Annotated in this window: 12 protein-coding genes and 1 tRNA gene; 7 read left to right on the forward strand and 6 right to left on the reverse strand. The window is 46.9% G+C overall.

What is annotated here, in order from left to right:
* Positions 1-24 precede the first annotated feature (24 nt).
* The gene (locus QUA42_RS12870) at positions 25-234 is read right to left on the reverse strand and encodes a hypothetical protein (protein ID WP_333137609.1); all 210 of its coding nucleotides are present in this window, start codon (positions 232-234) and stop codon (positions 25-27) included.
* 150 nt (positions 235-384) lie between these two features.
* Here QUA42_RS12870 and QUA42_RS12875 point away from each other — a divergent pair.
* From QUA42_RS12875 to QUA42_RS12885, 3 genes are all read left to right on the forward strand, one after another.
* A tRNA-His gene (locus tag QUA42_RS12875) sits at positions 385-457 on the forward strand.
* 178 nt (positions 458-635) lie between these two features.
* Complete coding sequence (locus QUA42_RS12880; RefSeq protein ID WP_333137610.1) at positions 636-4,940, forward strand: AAA domain-containing protein; 4,305 nt, start codon at positions 636-638, stop codon at positions 4,938-4,940.
* Positions 4,918-5,808 (forward strand): hypothetical protein, encoded by an 891-nt coding sequence (locus tag QUA42_RS12885; RefSeq protein ID WP_333137611.1) that lies wholly within the window; start codon positions 4,918-4,920, stop codon positions 5,806-5,808. Before QUA42_RS12880 ends, QUA42_RS12885 begins: the two co-directional genes overlap by 23 nt.
* Before the next feature lie 258 nt (positions 5,809-6,066).
* On the opposite strand, the gene QUA42_RS12890 is transcribed toward QUA42_RS12885, so the two are convergent.
* The 3 genes from QUA42_RS12890 to QUA42_RS12900 form a co-directional block, all read right to left on the reverse strand.
* Positions 6,067-6,330: a hypothetical protein gene (locus tag QUA42_RS12890; protein WP_333137612.1), complete on the reverse strand. Its 264-nt coding sequence runs from the start codon at positions 6,328-6,330 to the stop codon at positions 6,067-6,069.
* 351 nt (positions 6,331-6,681) lie between these two features.
* Complete coding sequence (locus tag QUA42_RS12895) at positions 6,682-7,452, reverse strand: DUF3747 domain-containing protein (RefSeq protein ID WP_333137613.1); 771 nt, start codon at positions 7,450-7,452, stop codon at positions 6,682-6,684.
* Between the two features lie 432 nt (positions 7,453-7,884).
* Entirely contained in the window at positions 7,885-8,877 is a 993-nt protein-coding gene (locus QUA42_RS12900) for a ribose-phosphate pyrophosphokinase (protein ID WP_190734335.1), read from the reverse strand.
* Between the two features lie 608 nt (positions 8,878-9,485).
* On the opposite strand from QUA42_RS12900, the gene QUA42_RS12905 reads away from it, so the two are divergent.
* The 4 genes from QUA42_RS12905 (at position 9,486) to QUA42_RS12920 (ending at position 14,306) form a co-directional block, all read left to right on the forward strand.
* Positions 9,486-9,944, forward strand: a complete 459-nt coding sequence (locus tag QUA42_RS12905) for a GatB/YqeY domain-containing protein (protein ID WP_006635515.1) — start codon at positions 9,486-9,488, stop codon at positions 9,942-9,944.
* A gap of 416 nt (positions 9,945-10,360) precedes the next feature.
* Entirely contained in the window at positions 10,361-12,067 is a 1,707-nt protein-coding gene (locus QUA42_RS12910; protein WP_333137614.1) for a serine/threonine-protein kinase, read from the forward strand.
* Positions 12,068-12,127: 60 nt separating this feature from the next.
* A complete protein-coding gene (gene bioD, locus QUA42_RS12915) occupies positions 12,128-12,835 on the forward strand; it encodes a dethiobiotin synthase (RefSeq protein WP_333137615.1) in 708 nt (235 codons plus the stop codon).
* A 256-nt stretch (positions 12,836-13,091) separates the two neighbouring features.
* Positions 13,092-14,306, forward strand: a complete 1,215-nt coding sequence (locus QUA42_RS12920) for a M20 family metallopeptidase (RefSeq protein ID WP_333137616.1) — start codon at positions 13,092-13,094, stop codon at positions 14,304-14,306.
* A gap of 128 nt (positions 14,307-14,434) precedes the next feature.
* Here the strand turns inward: QUA42_RS12920 and QUA42_RS12925 are convergent, their stop codons facing one another.
* Positions 14,435-15,415 (reverse strand): aldo/keto reductase, encoded by a 981-nt coding sequence (locus tag QUA42_RS12925; RefSeq protein WP_333137617.1) that lies wholly within the window; start codon positions 15,413-15,415, stop codon positions 14,435-14,437.
* 346 nt (positions 15,416-15,761) lie between these two features.
* A complete protein-coding gene (locus QUA42_RS12930; protein ID WP_333137618.1) occupies positions 15,762-17,153 on the reverse strand; it encodes a glycoside hydrolase family 10 protein in 1,392 nt (463 codons plus the stop codon).
* Positions 17,154-17,317: the final 164 nt, after the last annotated feature.

Genomic DNA, 17,317 nt, shown 5'->3' on the forward strand with positions numbered 1-17,317 from the left:
CAACCCCTACTCCCCACAAGAAATTCATTCTTTGTGGAACAGGCATCTTGCCTGTTCTTGAGAATGGTGCCAGATGTGAGTTTTATCAAAGTTGACTGTAAAATTTAGATGCCCCTGGGCTGATAAGGCTATTTTAATGCGCTGGGCCGAATCGGGAGGCTGCCAAAGCCGCCGAACCCAGGCCACATCACTGCTGGGGGCGAGATAATTGCCGATCGCACACCCTGATCGCACAGAGCGAAAATTGTGCTAAACTCTTACTGTGCTTGGAATTTGAGGCACATCGATCGGTCGGGTGCAGGGACGCTCAGAAATATTTCAAAATATTTTTGCCTTACCCCTAGACTTGTGCTGAGATCTGATGCTATAGTTAAAACTGATACGGCGAGCGTAGCCAAGTGGTTAAGGCAGTGGTTTGTGGTACCACCATTCGTGGGTTCAAGTCCCATCGTTCGCCCTTTTGATTCTCAACTGTTTAATTCCATCGCCCGTCGCCTGTACGGTAATTTGCGATGGTCGTAGGGTGTGCAATGCACACCTTAATTTTTTTTGGGATGTCGCGGTTCTGTCGGCACAAGTTCCGATGTGCTAATCTTAAATTTAATCTAAAATCTAAAATCTAAAATCATCAAAATATGCCATCTTTAGTCACAGAAGATTGGGGATATAAATTTAGTGGCGATCGCACAATTAATAAATTTATTCGGGATATAGAAGGAGAAGCGGCTTTAGGGAAATATTGCGATTGGGAATGCAAAGAGCGTGCGGAAATTCTGATGTCGGAGATAGCTGGCAAATCCCACAATCTTTTCTACGTCCGTCGCCAAAAGGTAAATGAGAGATTTTCTGAAGAAGAAATCTGGGAATTACTCCTTGCTACGGATGGAGATGATTTTGAATTACCCCAATTGTTGCAAAAAGCCGATCGCACTTTGCGGTTGTTAGCAACTGTACGCTGTGAAGACGGAATTGGCGGTTTAAAACTGCTGGATGCTGGTTTGGTGGCGGTTCCCAGAGGGAGGAAAGATGGGTATGCTTTGCCGGTGCAGTTGCGACTTTTGGCTAACAGTCGATCGCCAATTCCTGTAAAGTCGATCGCCCGCGTCCAACAAATGCCTTTTTGGGACGACAGACACATACCGACTACCGAACAACTAAAAGTTTGGCATACTTTTTTAAATGTGGAAAAACGCATCGCGGAAGCGCGTCAATTTTGCGTGCCTTTCCGAGGACACAATTACGGTTCCGGCTTCAAAATCGTCACTTTTGAAATTGATCGTAATTCCGCAACTCTTGACGGTTACGAGGAAAATTTCTTAGAATTGACAGACTTTCGCGACAGGCTAAAAAAGGCGCGAAATGAAGAAATTATCCTGTTTGATTCGCCACCAGGAAGCAGAAGCAGCCGCGATGGAGAGACATTGGGTAGCATCGCTGAAATTGACTTTGAACATGGTAAATTACGCATTAAATTAGATGTTGATTTAGGATATCGCATGGCAGGCGGCAGATATCAACTGCCCAAACAAGGATTCTTATATTTTGAGGCGGCGGGCGATATCAGTCAGATCGAACGCAAGAAAAAAGCTTTAAAAATGCTGACAGACGGGCGCGCTCAAAATCCCTATTTGAGTGAGTTTTTATTCGACTCTTCTCAGGCGAGACTGCCTGAAAAGCTGATTAAATTGGATCGGGAAAACTTATTAAATCGCAATGCTAATGACGACCAACTTGCGGCCGTAGAAACGGTGCTTTCGGCACGGGATTTAATTTTGATTCAAGGCCCGCCGGGAACTGGCAAAACGACTGTGATTGCAGAAATTTGCTATCAAATTGCCAGTCAGGGCGGCAAAACGCTCATTGCTTCCCAAGCAAATTTGGCTGTAGACAATGCTTTGAGTCGGTTAGTACACAATCCGGCGATTCGGGCTTTGCGGAAGGGAAAAGCTCATAAGGTGCAGGAAGAAGGTCAGCCGTTTTTAGAGGAAAATGCGATCGGCACTTGGCTGCAAAATACGGCAACTGACTGCGAAGAAAAGCTCTCGCAGCGCCTGACTAATGTCAAAGCTTTGCGGCAGTTGGTGACGCAATCAGAGCGATTTACCGCCTACTGGGCCGCAGAGAAAGATTTTTTTAATGGACTAAAACACCTGCACGACAGTCAAGCAAATATTGAGGAAAAGTGCAACCAGCAAGCAGCAGCTTATGAAAAGATTTTAACCGAAAAAAGCGAGATTGAATCTCTAGTTAACGGGCTAGTAAATTTGCTGGATGCGCCGAATGTCAACTGGGAATCTCCAGAAGTTGCCGAGTTTATGCCCAGACTAAAACCTTATTCAGAAGGCAATGTTTTAGTAGAAAACTTTATGGCAAATGTTCGCATTGCCGCCAGCTATGCTACTCAAATCGGCTTCGATCGCCCTGCTTGCGGCGCGTTTGGGATTGCGGTTTGGCTGCAGGAAACTGTAGCAGCGCAAATATCGGAATTTAAGACGGCATTCGATCGCGCTGATGATGTTTGTCACGCTATGTCGGCGGTTGCGGAGTCGTTGCGGGTGTCGCGGCAGATGTCTGAGGCTGTGAATCAACTCGAATTGGGCGATCGGCAAAATCAGACACACCGCCAAAATCTCGAACAGAAAATCAAGAATTTGGAACTGCGAAAAGCGGAAATTGCAGCCGTTGTCGTTGCCGTTGCACAGTGGATCGAGACAGCGGATACGGGACTCTATGAAGTCGTGAAATCTTGCTGGGAAACGGGCGCAATGCTCACGGATGATATGGTAGGATTGCCGCCAGGATTGCTGAAAATTGCCCGATCGCTCAAATTGCCGATCGTGCCGCCCAAATGCAAAGTCAATTTGCCCGATTTAGATAGGTTGCAAAAGGCGATATCCCACGAAGAAAGCGCAAGTTTTAAGGACATACAAGGGCAACAGTTCCGGTTTAGCGAGTTTCTGCACCTAAATTTGAGTCAAACGCCGATCGTGCTCTCTGCGGGCGATCGTACACAGTGGCAACAACTCGCCAAAGACTTCGCCAGCTATTCCCAAGTCAGCCAAAGTCAGCGCAAATTCATCATCGAAAAAGCTGGCACTTTCTTAGGTAGCATTCAACAATTTTATAGTGAATCATTGCACCCAAATCATATCCAGGCTACCTTCGATCGCCTAGTCAAAGAATTGCTGCACAGTATCCTCGCAAATGCCCGTCAGTGCGTGGTTCCCCTGAAAACCGAAACCGAACAGCAGCTTATAAAACAGCAACAATTATTAGATAAAATCGGTCAAACCTTGAGCCAGCAGCAAATATCCGCCGCTAAACTTCAGGTAGAAACAGCACAGCAAGATGCGAATTTAAAAATTAGCGAAGTTACTAATTTGTTGCAAGCAATTGTCCAACAGCAAAATGTACCTGAAAAATTGCGGATTTTATCCGAACAATATCTCGCCCAAAAATCGAATATTTGGGAGCAACCGCAGCTATTTGTCAAGCAAGTTGAGGCTTGGAAAGCAAGCACGATTCAGCTTGAAAAATCCATTGCCGATCTAGACCCTTTTGGGGTTTTGGAGACAATCAAAAACACTCTTGACGAGGATTTATCTCCCCTGCAAACTGCGGCGGCAACTTCGCAGCAGCAACTCGCCGAACTTCAAACAGAATTGAGCGAAATTACCGCTCAACTGCAACAGCAGCAACCAACAGCAGCATTACTTGTTGAAAGAAATTGGTGGGAGTCAGCATGGCAAACTATCCCGACTCAATATCAGCCAGAAGTTCCGAATACAGGATTATTCACCGTAGCTTTTTTAAACAAAATTAAGCGTTTATTCAAAACTTGGGAGCGGAAATTAGAACAAGAAGAAACAGCCCTAAATCGTTCTCAAAAGTTTGTGACAGATTGGATTCACAAACTTCGCAATCCATCAGAAAAAGACCGCAACGATTTAAAGCAAATTTATATTGACAATGCCAACGTTATCGGCATTACTTGCGTGCAAGCTGCTAGCTTCGATTTTACTAAAAACTTTCCCAGCTTTGATGCAGTCATCATTGACGAAGTTAGCAAATGCACTCCCCCAGAGTTATTAATTCCCGCTTTGAAAGGCAGAAAGTTAGTATTAGTGGGCGATCACAGGCAATTGCCGCCCATGTTTAATCAAAGTACGATCGACGATATTGCCGAAGACATCGGCTGTACCGGAGACGAACTTAGCTTTATCAAAGAATCGCTGTTCAAAGTTTTGTTTGAAAAAGCCAGCGACAGCATCAAAAAAATGCTGACAACTCAGTATCGAATGCACCCACAAATCATGGGCGCAATCAATCAGTTTTACCAGCAAAAACTCAACTGTGGCATTCAGGAAGCAGACACCAAGCGCGCCCACAACCTGGCAGGTAGAATCATTCAAGAAAATAATCACATTCTGTGGGTGAAAACGCCCATCGGACAAGGATTTGAAGAGGAAAAACAGGGTACTTCGCGGTTGAATGTCAAGGAGATTGATGCGATCGAGCGTTTGTGCGAACAAATGGAGACAGCTTGGCAGCCCAAAGTTGCCGAGGGTAAACCACCGAAAGAAATTGGAATTATCACTTTTTATGCTGCTCAATTAAATGCAATTAAAGACAGAATCGAAGGCGAAAGATTCCCTGCTTTGAGCATCCGCACTGGTACAGTTGACATATTTCAAGGCATGGAAAGACCTGTAATTATTGTCAGCACCGTGTGCAATAATGTTAGGGGCGATATTGGATTTGCTAAGGAACCGGAACGGGTGAATGTGGCATTTTCCCGCGCTCAAGAATTGCTAATTGTTGTCGGCTGCCACGATTTATTTACCCAACAAACAGGTACAGTGGGAAAAATGTATCAGGAAGTTTCAAAAACGGTGCGTCACTGCGGAGGTTTTGTAGATGTTTCTAGCGTCCTCAACTAAACCCATAGACTCGAATTTAAGTTCGCTAGCCGAACAAATTGAGCAACAAAATCCGGGTTTGTCAGTGTTGGCGGCGCGTCAATTCCGCTTCGCAATCCGCCAAACTCCGCTGGAGGTGGCGATTAGCGAACCGCGCGAGTTTAACGTGTTGGAAGAGTTCATTTTGCGGGCGGGTGTTGAGTTTGAACCTGCGCCAACTTTGAAGGAATTGGCGGATTTGCTTGGGTTGGACGAGATTTTTGTGAAGACTACGGCGGCGACTCTGGTTAGTTTGGAAAGCTTGGAGGTGGCTGAAAATGGAAAAATTGCGATCGCCCCGCAAAGCAGGGATTTTTTCGAGAAAGGTGCGGTTAGTCGATCGCAAATTCAATCAATTTATGCCATTTCCGATCCGCTGAATCAAACTCTTACCTTTAAATTCGATCCTTTAGCGACAGAATCGGTCAACTTGCCAAATTTAGCAGATTTAGTCTGGCTAGAACATAAAATTACAGACCTTGCGGATTTAAGTATAGCAGAAATCCAGCCATTAATTCAAGCTTCCGGCTTGGGAATTCACGTCCCAGAAAACGGCAAAATTGTCTCTGCTTGCGATGTCGTCGGCGACGATTTAGATATTTGGCAAACAGTCTCGATTTTTGTGTTGCTAGATGCGATCGAAAATAAAACTACTATTCAAGCCAGACAGGGAAAGCAAATATTAGAAACAGCTTCAAACTTGTTAAACGAACTTGAATCGCAACAAAAACTTTCCTTGAACGACTTGTGTAAAGTAACCCCAGACCTCGCACAGCAAGAATCCGAGACAATCCCCGTCCAGAAAACTCCTAAAAAGCCCTCTAAGAAGAAACGGAAGGAAACGATATGATGAGGACTAAAGTCCTGATTGCGAACTGGTTTGTAGTAAGGGCTAAAGTCCTGATTAACTGATATCTTGCACCATTCTCAATTACTTGTTTAGGAACGGGCAAGATGCCCGTTCCACAAGAAAATCAAGTTTTGTGGAACGGGCATATTGCCCGTTCTTGACAAGAGTACAACATATAACTATTAACCAAAAAATTAGGTAATTGTGTAATATACTCAGATTTCCAACTTCTGGAAGAAGTCGGGGATCTAATTCGCCCTACTGAGCCTTAACGCATTTCAGCATCCGCCAAGTAGCCACCACCGCGTAATTCCGCTTTGCAGAATCATCGAAAGCAAACCGATCGCCAATTTCGTTAAGAGCACAAGCAACAGAACCATAAGAAGACATTTGAGCAAAAATAGAAGCAGCCCCATAATTCTGAGTGTCTGAAAAAGTTTTAGACGGTTCTTTAGCAACTAAATTCGGCTGCATTCTCCGCGCCGAGAAACCAAATTCCGCCGCTCGACGGAGCACCGCCATCAATTCAGCGCGAGTAACGGACTGCGTAGGTTTAAAAGTTCCATCTTGATAACCGCTAACTATCTGGTTTTCCCGCGCAAATAAAACTTTTCAGGCACTCCAGCCGACAATATCAACATCGCTATAGGGACGGATAGAAACATTGCTAGGAAATGTGATATAGCATCTTGTATTCCTTTCCAGGATTCCAATACTAAAGATACCAATTGCTCTCTGGTAACAGCAAGTTGCGGTCGAAAGGTATTATTTTGAGAAAACCGGGCTACAAACCCAAAGTCCACAGCTTCTTACATTTCGGAAGCGTAGATATCATCGGTAGCTATCTCCGAATTGTAGAAAAGCCAGTATTGCCTACGGTATTGGTATTTCCTGCGGTATTGGCTGCGGTATTGGTATTTCCTGCGGTATTGGCTGCGGCGATTGCGGTAATGGCTGCGGTAATGGCTGCGGTAATGGCTGCGGTAATGGCTGCGGTGATGGCTGCGGTATGGGTATTGGTATTGGCTGCGGTATGGGTATTGGTATTGCTTCGGTATTGCCTCCGGTATTGCCTCCGGTATTGCCAATTTCTCCCGGTGCGGATTGATTGGTAGTGAAATAAAAGTGGCCTAATGTGCGGCCTTGGTAAGCTCTTTTACTCAAGCGCCAAGCAGGATCGAGACTGATTTTCATGAAGTCGTTAACATCGCCGTTTGTGCGACCGATAATCACCGATTTACCTTGGTAATCTACGGGAGTTCCAATTAGTAGAACATTGCCATCAACACTTTCCAAAGTCAGCGTGTATTTTAATGCTAAATCGGTGCCTGCCATGCGAATTGAAAAGCCGTTGCTGTCTGTTGCGCGGCCACAAATACCGGTGAAATCAAAACTAACTAATAAGGGATCGACTTTCACGGGATTAGAGCCACTTTCGCTCCAGCATTTTCGCTTGTCAGATACTTGTTCTAGAATTAGCAATTGGTAGCCGCCGGAAGGGCGGGGTTGGGCGATGACAATTACTCGGTCTTGGTTAATGTCGGTTTCGTCAAAAGTAAATGCTTTAGCCGAACCGATCGCGCCAAGTGTTAAAATTGCTGAACCTGCCAGTGCGGCCACTGTTCGTGCCAATGAATGTTTCATGATTTTTACCTATTGGCTCCTTATTGTGATGAGACTTATCTAGAATATAAAAAATTCGCCCTCTTCCAACAACAAGATAGAATTTTACCATCTCTTGTTCCGGTGGTACCAAGTGCGATCGATCGGCGATCGTCACCTTGGTTCGTAGTGAGAACTAAAGTCCGAGCGAATTTTTATCAGGACTTGAGTCCTCACTACAAAGTTATAACCGTTATTTTACCGAGGAACTTGATAAGCTGTTCGACCTCTAAATTGTATTTTCCGGGCGGGCGGGACGCCCACTCCACAAGAATTTAAGGGAAGTTGACAGTAAAATTTGCATGAGCCTGGGCTTATTACTTGCGGGAAACGAGCGCACTATTCACAAAAAAATGGTGCGTTACACTTGGTTAACGCACCCTAAAACAAACATTCAAAAAGTGTCTTTGCCCTCTAGCGGAACATACTGCTCACAGAACTATCTTCGTGAATCCGCCAAATAGTTTCTCCGAGCAAATTGGCTACCGAAAGCACCGTCAACTGCTTAAAACGGTTCTCTTCCGGCACAGGAATTGTATTCGTAACAATTACCTCTTCCAAAATCCCGCTAGACAAACGCTCGATCGCCGGAGGCGAAAACACCGCATGAGTAGCACAAGCATAAACCTGCCTCGCACCCTCGCGGCGCAACAATCTCGCACCTTCAGAAATCGTGCCGGCAGTATCGATCATGTCGTCCACCAACACAGCAGTTTTGCCCCTGACATCACCGATAAGATTCATCACTTCTGCCACGTTGTGAGCTTGGCGGCGCTTGTCAATAATTGCCAGGGGAGCATCACCAAGCTTTTTGGCAAAAGCTCTCGCCCTAGCGACTCCGCCAACATCCGGCGAAACCACAACAATATCCGTCAATTGCTTGCTCGCCAGATAATCTAAAAGCACCGGCGAACCGTAAACGTGATCGAAAGGAATGTCAAAATAACCTTGAATCTGAGCTGAGTGCAAATCCATCGCCAAAATGCGACCGGCCCCAGCTTCCGTAATCAAATTAGCCACTAATTTTGCAGTAATCGACTCTCTTCCGGCCGTTTTGCGGTCAGCCCTAGCATATCCGTAATAGGGGATGACGGCGGTAATTTGTCTGGCCGAAGCGCGGCGACAAGCATCGATCATAATTAACAATTCCATGAGGCGATCGTTTACCGGACAGCAAGTTGGCTGAATCAAGTAAACATCGCAACCCCGAATTGATTCTTGAATTTGAACGTAGAGTTCCCCATCAGCAAACCGCTTGCGAACCATCGGCCCCAAATCGATCCCCAGATAGCGAGCCACCTCTTGGGCGAGAGGAACATTAGCAGAACCGGAGAACAGCCGCAGACGGTCATGAGCGGAAACCGGCGGCTCGGGAAGCGGAAGCGGTAAAGTAGCAGAACGGATCACAGCAGGCCTCTTGCAGGACGTTTATTCCATCGCTATCTTACCATCTGAAACTAGAAATATTCAGCCAATTTTTTAAGAGATTTAACATTCGGGGCGGCCACAAGTGTGAAGTTAGGCGAATTGAATAGGACTTGCAGAAATATGTCCAACAAATCCGGTTTCTACCCCACATTCGGTACCCTTAACGGTCACAATCGGTTTTTACTTATTTTTATCCAGCAATAAAACTATGAATTATACTTGAATACCGTACATTAACGGATAAGAAACTTTTTTAAGGCATAATATATTACTGTAAAGATAGAGTTTTCTGCGTAATTATGCTGTATGACACCCCAGGGTGTGGAATGTGGGTTGTAGCGAACTCTGTACTGGCAGAAGTACGATCGCACTTGTGTCCCTGCGTCTAAAAGTTTTGGCGTGAGTCAATTTGGGGCCGAGGCTGGAAGTCTAGCCGCCCAAAATTCAGCCGAAGGCCGAAGGCATCCGGGTTCAATGCGATAAAAATGCCACCAACAGGCAATAAACTTGAAAAATACTGTAAAAAAAGTTAAGAATCGGAAGCATACTCCAGATTTTTGATATCGGGCAAAGCAAGGTAGAAATCGATGAGCTTAAGAGAACGCATTGACGAAGAAATCAAAGCAGCCATGAAGTCCAAGGACAAAGTTCGCTTGGAAACAGTTCGCGGCATCAAGAAATTTATTCTCGAAAAAGAAGTCAGCCTTCGTCCCTCCGGCCAAGAGACGCTGACAGAAGCTCAAGAAATGGAAATTTTGATGCAAATAGCCAAACAGCGCCGGGATTCGATCGAACAATACCGCAAAGGTGGCCGCGAAGATTTAGTGGCACAAGAGGAGGCGGAGTTGGCAATTGTTGAAGAGTATTTGCCGCCGCAGATGTCAGACGAAGAGGTGAGTCAAGTCGTTGACGAAGTGATTGCTTCGGTTGGCGCTACTTCTGCAAAAGATATGGGCAAGGTGATGGGCAAGGCAATGCAGCAGCTTAAAGGCAAAGCAGACGGTAACAGAATTCAAGACATGGTGAAAGCAAAGCTTAACAGTTGACAGTTGACAGTTGACAGTTGACAGTTGGCAGTTGACAGTAGTCAGTAGTCAGTAGACATCTCCCATAAATAATCTCAAGCTTTATAGAGATGTATGGCTTAGGCCGAGGGGCGACAATTTATTAGGGCTAAGGCCAAAAAACCCGGTTTCTACGAAAAATCGTGCATTTCTCCCTTGAGATATTGACGCAGAAACCGGGTTTTCGAGCGGATTGGCGGGTTGCAAGCTGTGTATTTTCGTGAAAAAACCCGGTTTCTGAGCATCCGGGCGTCCAAGAATGTCAAAAAAATGTAAAATACTAACTTTGGTCGGGACTGGGGACTACAGATAGTGAAGTATGCTCAAGAGCATTAAAGACATAGCATTACTAAGTCTGTGAGCGATCGTCTATTTTTTAACAGTTTTTACTTAAACTTATGCAGCCACCTATTGCTATTGGAACTCTCCTACAAAACCGCTACCGCTTGGTGAATATTTTAGGTCAAGGAGGATTTGGCCGGACTTATTTAGTAGAAGATTTGGGACGGTTTCAAGAACGCTGCGCCCTCAAGGAATTGATCCCAGTGCAAAGCGGGCCTTACGTTTTGGAAAAATCGAAGGAATTGTTTCAAAGAGAGGCGGCAATACTTTACCAAATTGGGCACCCGCAAATTCCCCAGTTTCGGGCAATATTTGAAGAGAACCAGCGTTTGTTTTTAGTGCAGGATTACGTGGAAGGGATGACTTACCGCGAACTGCTGCTCGATCGAACTTCAAAGGGTCGCGCCTTCACGGAAGCCGAAGTCTTGGTATTTATCCGGCAAATGCTACCGGTACTGGCTCACATCCACGCCCGCGGCATCATCCACCGCGACATCTCCCCAGAAAATATCATCCGCAGGGAAAACGACCAAATGCCGGTGCTGATTGACTTTGGAGTGGTGAAGGAACTCGCCACCAAAGTCCAGTCTCCCGAAGGAACAGCCCACGCGACAACTGTCGGTAAAATCGGCTACGCGCCGATGGAACAGTTGCACAGCGGGCGGGCAACTGCCAGCAGCGACCTCTACGCTTTAGCTGTAACGGCGATCGTCCTGCTGACAGGCAAAGAACCGCAGGAATTGCTCGATCAAACAACGCTGCAGTGGAATTGGCAGCAGCAAGCGCAGGTGAGCACGGGTTTGGCTTTGGTGCTGAATCGGATGTTGAGCCGGTCTCCAGGCGATCGATATCAATCTGTCAGCGAAGTTGCCCAAGCACTCGACGCCCAAACTAATCCTAAGCCTAGCCAGCCAACTGTACCGCCCGCACCGCCCGCACCGCCAGCAGTGGTGCCGACAAACCCTTCGCTAATAGCAACGGTGGCCGTGGGCAGACCGCCCGAGCCAGCCGCCCCGAGTTCCCCCCCGCCAAACCAGCCAGACCCGTTAAGTGAACCTGCTGGCGACACTTTTTGGGACAATCCCATCGCTGCGATCGGTCTGCTGGCGGGCTTAGTAATCTTGACGGGCTTCGGTTCCTGGGCTTTAGTAGGCTCATTTCTCAACAATTCGCGCCCCAAACCCACTCCGACACCGCCAGCACTTACAAGTCCGACGCCGACACTAACTCCGATACCAAACCCGCTACCTTTGCCAACCCCAACCCCGCAACCTTTGCCAACCCCAACCCCGCAACCTTTGCCGGAACCAAGCCCAGAACCTTTGCCGGAACCGAGCCCAGAACCTTTGCCGGAACCGAGCCCAGAACCTTTGCCGGAACCGGACCCAGAACCTTTGCCGGAACCAAGCCCAGAACCTTTGCCGGAACCGAGCCCAGAACCAAGCCCAGCGCCAACTCCGACACCAAAACCGACACCCGCGCCGACTCCCGCGCCCAAACCGACGCCCAAACCGACGCCCGCACCAACTCCCGCACCCAAACCGACGCCCGCGCCGTCGCCAGCACCAGCACCAACACCCGCGCCAACTCCTGCACCGTCGCCGGAACCTGCCCCAACACCCGCACCATCGCCGGAACCGGCCCCAACACCCGCACCGTCACCGGAACCGGCCCCAACTCCTGCACCGTCGCCGGAACCGGAACCGGAACCCGCGCCGTCACCGGAACCAGCACCAACACCCGCACCATCGCCGGAACTCTAAACTTCTGGCAAAATTCCCCTAGACTGAGGTTGAGGCCAATTATTTGTTAGCTTTTTGCCAATGAACTCGCTGCTAATTGCTGGAACTGATACCGACGCGGGCAAAACTGTTTTGACCAGCGCTCTGGCTGCTTATTGGCAAATGTATTTTCCCGATCGCAGTTTGGGAATTATGAAGCTGTTGCAAACAGGAACGGGCGATCGCGAACTCTACACCCGTTTGTTTTCCCTCGACCAATCCCCCGAAGAACTCAATCCGCTGCACTTTGATGCGCCTCTAGCACCGCCGATTGCTGCGCAACGGGAGGGGAGACGTATCGAACTCGAAAAGGTCTGGACGGCTTGGCAAAGCCTCTCCGAGCGCAAGGATTTTGTGTTGGTGGAATCTTTGGGAGGGCTGGGATCGCCTGTAACGTGGGAACTGACGGTGGCCGATATTGCCAGGGATTGGCGGCTGAGGGGGGTTTTGGTAGTACCTGTGAGGTTGGGGGCGATCGGGCAAGCTGTAGCGAATGTTGCTCTCGCCAGACACACTGGTTTTAAGCTGAGAGGAATTGTGCTCAATTGCGTTAAAGCTTATTCGGAAGAAGAAATTGCCGATCTAGCGCCCGTTGATTTGATCCAGTCGCTGACTCAAATACCTGTGTTGGGTATTTTGCCGCATTTAGATGACCCGACTGACCTTGCTAAATTAGCTAAAATTGCTTCAGATTTAGATTTAGAGCGGTTACTGCCAGGGGTTAATTTAGTTGCTCAGACTTCTAAATAACCCTATTCTAAACACCTCTCTTTCTCATTCTTCTCTTCCTCTGCGTACTCTGCGCCCTCTGCGGTTCATTTAAAAAAAATCTCCTGCACAACTGGGATAGGATTGAAGAAGATTTTATTTTAACCGCAGAGACCGCAGAGAGCGCAGAGAAAGAGAAGAGAGAGTTTCACAACTTATTCTGGGCTGCTATAATTAGTGATTACCATTTATTAAGTGATTAAATCTAAAACCTAATCAAAAAAAAGGAGAATAAAACATGGTTTCTACTTTACCGAATTTAACGTCTGTCGATTTATCTCAATTGCGGCTGGAGATTAGAAATTTGCAGCCTCAGCTAGTCGAATGGCGTCGCCTTTTGCACCAAAAGCCGGAGTTGAGTTTTGATGAAAATTTAACGGCGCAGTTTGTCTCGCAAAAGTTGCAGGAATGGGGCATAGAGCATGAAACTAATATTGCTAAAACTGGTATTGTCGCAACTCTAGACAGCGGCAAACCAGGGCGGGTTTTGGCAATTCGGGCGGATATGGATGCTTTGCCCATTCAAGAAGAAAATGAGGTGGATTACCGATCACAGCATGATGGAATTATGCACGCTTGCGGCCACGACGGCCACACTGCGATCGCCCTTGGTACTGTCTGTTATCTTGCCAAGCACAAACACAGCTTTTCGGGTAAGGTAAAATTTATCTTTCAGCCCGCTGAAGAAGGGCCAGGGGGCGCAAAACCGATGATTGAAGCGGGAGTTTTGAAGAATCCTGATGTTGATGCGATCGTCGGCTTGCATTTGTGGAACAATCTGCCTTTGGGCACTGTAGGCGTCCGCAGCGGCGCTTTGATGGCGGCTGTCGAAGTTTTTGACTGCACGATTTTTGGCAAAGGTGGACACGGCGCAATGCCACATCAGACTGTGGACTCGATCGTAGTTACAGCCCAAATTGTCAGCGCTTTGCAGGCAATCGTCGCGCGGAACATTGACCCGATCGACTCAGCGGTAGTAACTGTCGGCAAATTCCACGCAGGCCACACCCACAACGTCATTGCCGATACCGCTCAAATCGGTGGCACGGTGCGCTATTTTAATCCTGCATATCAAGGTTATTTTGTAAAGCGAATCGAGCAAGTAATTGCCGGAATTTGTCATAGTCACGGGGCAAATTACCAATTAGATTATTGTTCGCTTTATCCGCCAGTTATTAATGATTCGAGAATAGCTGAATTGGTGCGCGGCGTGGCAGAATCAGTTGTCGAAACTCCTGCAGGAATCGTTCCCGAATGCCAAACAATGGGCGGCGAGGATATGTCGTTCTTTTTGCAAGAAGTCCCCGGTTGTTATTTCTTTTTAGGTTCAGCAAATCCAGAGAAAAACTTGGCTTACCCGCACCATCACCCGCGTTTTGATTTTGATGAAACTGCGCTGGGGATGGGTGTAGAAATGTTTGTGCGGTGTGTCGAAAATTTTTGTGCGATGTAAATCAGGCTTTAAGGGGCGGGCTAGAAGCCTACCCCACAAGAAAATTTAGTTTTTGTGGAACAAGCAAATTCATGTCTTGTGAAACAGGCATCTTGCCTGTTCATGAGAAGGGTACAACATCTCAGATATTACCGAGTTTGAAAGATATTCTGCACCATTTTCTTATCTACACTCGCCGCTGCCTTATCCAATTCGGCAATCTCCCCGGAGTCTAACTCCCAGCCCAAAGCACCAATATTATCCCTCGCCTGTTCCACAGATTTAGCCCCCGGAATCGGAATAGTTTCTTTGCAGATACACCAGTTGATTGCTACCTGCGAAACAGTCTTGTTTCTCAATGCCGCTATTTCTCGCAAACATTCCAAAAGCGATCGCATTCCCGGAAGTAGCTGCTTGCACGCCAAACCTCGGATACCTTTAGGAAGAGAGCCATTTTCCGAGTATTTACCCGTCAGCAAACCCAAGGCTAGAGGACTGTAAGCAATCAATTTTATCCCCAATTCATCGCAAACATCTTTCAATCCGAGTTCTGTCACCGGATAGGTAGAAAGTAGCGAATATTGCACTTGTAAAGTAACAATAGGAATTTGGCGATCGCTAAATTTCCGATGCACCCATTTCAGCCGTTTCGGTCCGTAATTAGACAAGCCCACTCCTTTGACCAATCCTTGCTCGTAAAGGTCAGCCAAACCGTCTAAAAGAGCCCCCTCTTGCCAAGGGGCGTAATTGGCTGTAGACCAGTGCATTTGTACCAAATCTACATTTTTTCCGAGGCGCCCAGCAGAGGCTTTGCAAGCCGATATCATTGATTGTCGCGTCAGTCTCCAAGGATAAGCAGCCAGTTTGGTCGCAATACAAATACTGTCTTTGTTTGCACCTTGATATTGTTGAGAAAACTGCCCCAAAAGGTGTTCGCTGCGTCCGTTTAATTTCCCTGTGCCGTAAGAGTCGCCGGTATCGAATAAAGTGACGGCGTTACTAACACAAAGATTGAAAACGGCTTGCAATTCCTCGTCCATACTTTCATTGTAGCCCCAGAGAAATCTGTTGCCCCAAGCCCAAGTGCCACAGCCCATTTTTGGAAGTAAAATTTTTTGGTTAGTTGGCATTTTTTTGATGGTATTTGTTGGTAATACGGATATTTTATAGGAACATAACTCGGTATCCCCTAGTCCCCAGCAGAGCTGTTTCATTCTGCCACGGGCCGCCAGGGACTCAAGTCCCTGTCTAATAGCATAAGTCGGTTAAAACCGACTCAAATAGTAATCTCCATTTTTAAAATTAGAGTTACACATATATTCTGCGCTAACTCTATACAAAAACAGCTTTAATAGAATTGCTAAAGTCGTCTAAAGACGACTTCAGCTATGAGACAGGGGTTTAAACCCCTGTTGGACTGTCGGACTAATTGCACGCCCTACAAAATTACCAATGACTGATGACTCTTTAATTCTTTTACGTGGTGGGCGAGGGTGAAGGTGCGGTGTTTTTAATAGGTTGCTCTGGCTTAGCTTTCGGGTCTGGTTTTGGTGGTGGCGAGGGAGGGAAAATAGCCGCGCGTCTGGGTATTTGTAGTGCTGTTCGGAATGCAGAAGACGGGAAGAAAGCACTAAATTGAGAAAGTCGAGCGGCGATGGGTTCTGGCGCATATTCCCACAAGCTTTCGTAGTAGAAGAAAGCGACGCCTAAGCCGTATCCTTGGACTGCTTGCACCTGAGATTTAATTTGCTGAATCGGTACTGGGTTATTTCTCAAACCTGTCATAATCCCAACTCCGGTGGGAATTTTTTGCTGTGCTTCTTGCATTTCTGGACGGTTAATCTTGTCCACAAATGATTCTAGATTGGGACGGTAGACTTGCACGATTAGCTCGTCGGCAATATCCAAACGCACCCAAGCCAGCCAATCTTGCAGGTGATGTTTGTAAGCAAAATCGTAGTAATTGGGAGAAATTGAGAAAATTGCATTGGGTTTGACGGCTTTGACGGCGTGATTTAGCTGCGACATAAAAGCGGTAATTTTATTTGCTCGCCACTGCACCCATGCTGGATTTTGAAAATCTTTGGGCGGAGCTTTTTTTGTTTCTTTGGTATACAAAGCAACTGTGTAGTCATCGTAGCCAAATTCGGCAGGCAAACTCATGTGATCGTCAAATTGTATGCCGTCTGCGTTATATTGAGTGGTGATTTCTAGTACGAGTTCGGTAATGAATTGCTGGACTTCTGGATGAAAGGGATTGAGCCAAACTACTTCGCCGCCGGCGTCGTTTGATGTTTGGCTGCCGTCCTGTTTTTGTGTCAGCCACTCGGGATGAAGTGTGGCTAATTCTGATGTGGGAGGAGCCATGAAACCAAACTCAAACCAAGGAATCACTAACAGGCCTTGGCGGTGAGCTTGCTCGATTAAATCGGCGAGCATATCTTGTCCGTCTAACCCTCTGTAAACAAAGGGTTGAATGTCTCTTTGCTGCGCTACATAGCTGGGATACATTGCATAGCCAGAATTCCAGGCTACAGGATAAATAGTGTTGAAATTTAACCGCTTTAATTGGCTGACCGCATCTCCTAGTTTGCGACGATCTCTGAGGATGTCTTTGTCGTTTGTCGTCATCCAAACGCCGCGAATTTCCTGGCGGGGTTGCTGGGCGATCGCCGGAATCAAGTTGTTCGCCAGCAATACTATAATGAATGAGAGGGCAAACAGAAGCGGGAAAAGAGTTTTAATCGATCGCTGCCAACTGCGCGGAATGATGCGTAATGTCATAGTTTTGAATGGTGAGTTAGCTATTGAAACACACCCCGGCATAATTTGGTGATAAAATTTGCTCGCTCTACAGTCTACAGCCATTTGCACTGAATGTGGAATAGGTTAAGCGAAATGGGTGGATTGATGTTATGCGATCGCAACTGAGCTAAGTATAATCTCTGAGACAGAGGGTAAGTGACAGCATTCTGTCTAACTGCTGGGAAATCATTGATTACGCACTGCCAGCTATCCTTACCGGATAGTGC

The organism is Microcoleus sp. Pol11C2 (genome assembly GCF_036701505.1).
Taxonomy (GTDB): Bacteria; Cyanobacteriota; Cyanobacteriia; order Cyanobacteriales; family Microcoleaceae; genus Microcoleus.

Coding starts and splice junctions, on each gene's coding strand:
- QUA42_RS12880 (WP_333137610.1), top strand. CDS start 636: ATGCCATCTTTAGTCACAGAAGATTGGGGATATAAATTTAGTGGCGAT.
- QUA42_RS12885 (WP_333137611.1), top strand. CDS start 4,918: ATGTTTCTAGCGTCCTCAACTAAACCCATAGACTCGAATTTAAGTTCG.
- QUA42_RS12890 (WP_333137612.1), bottom strand. CDS start 6,330: ATGGCGGTGCTCCGTCGAGCGGCGGAATTTGGTTTCTCGGCGCGGAGA.
- QUA42_RS12895 (WP_333137613.1), bottom strand. CDS start 7,452: ATGAAACATTCATTGGCACGAACAGTGGCCGCACTGGCAGGTTCAGCA.
- QUA42_RS12905 (WP_006635515.1), top strand. CDS start 9,486: ATGAGCTTAAGAGAACGCATTGACGAAGAAATCAAAGCAGCCATGAAG.
- QUA42_RS12910 (WP_333137614.1), top strand. CDS start 10,361: ATGCAGCCACCTATTGCTATTGGAACTCTCCTACAAAACCGCTACCGC.
- bioD (WP_333137615.1), top strand. CDS start 12,128: ATGAACTCGCTGCTAATTGCTGGAACTGATACCGACGCGGGCAAAACT.
- QUA42_RS12920 (WP_333137616.1), top strand. CDS start 13,092: ATGGTTTCTACTTTACCGAATTTAACGTCTGTCGATTTATCTCAATTG.
- QUA42_RS12925 (WP_333137617.1), bottom strand. CDS start 15,415: ATGCCAACTAACCAAAAAATTTTACTTCCAAAAATGGGCTGTGGCACT.
- QUA42_RS12930 (WP_333137618.1), bottom strand. CDS start 17,153: ATGGCTGTAGACTGTAGAGCGAGCAAATTTTATCACCAAATTATGCCG.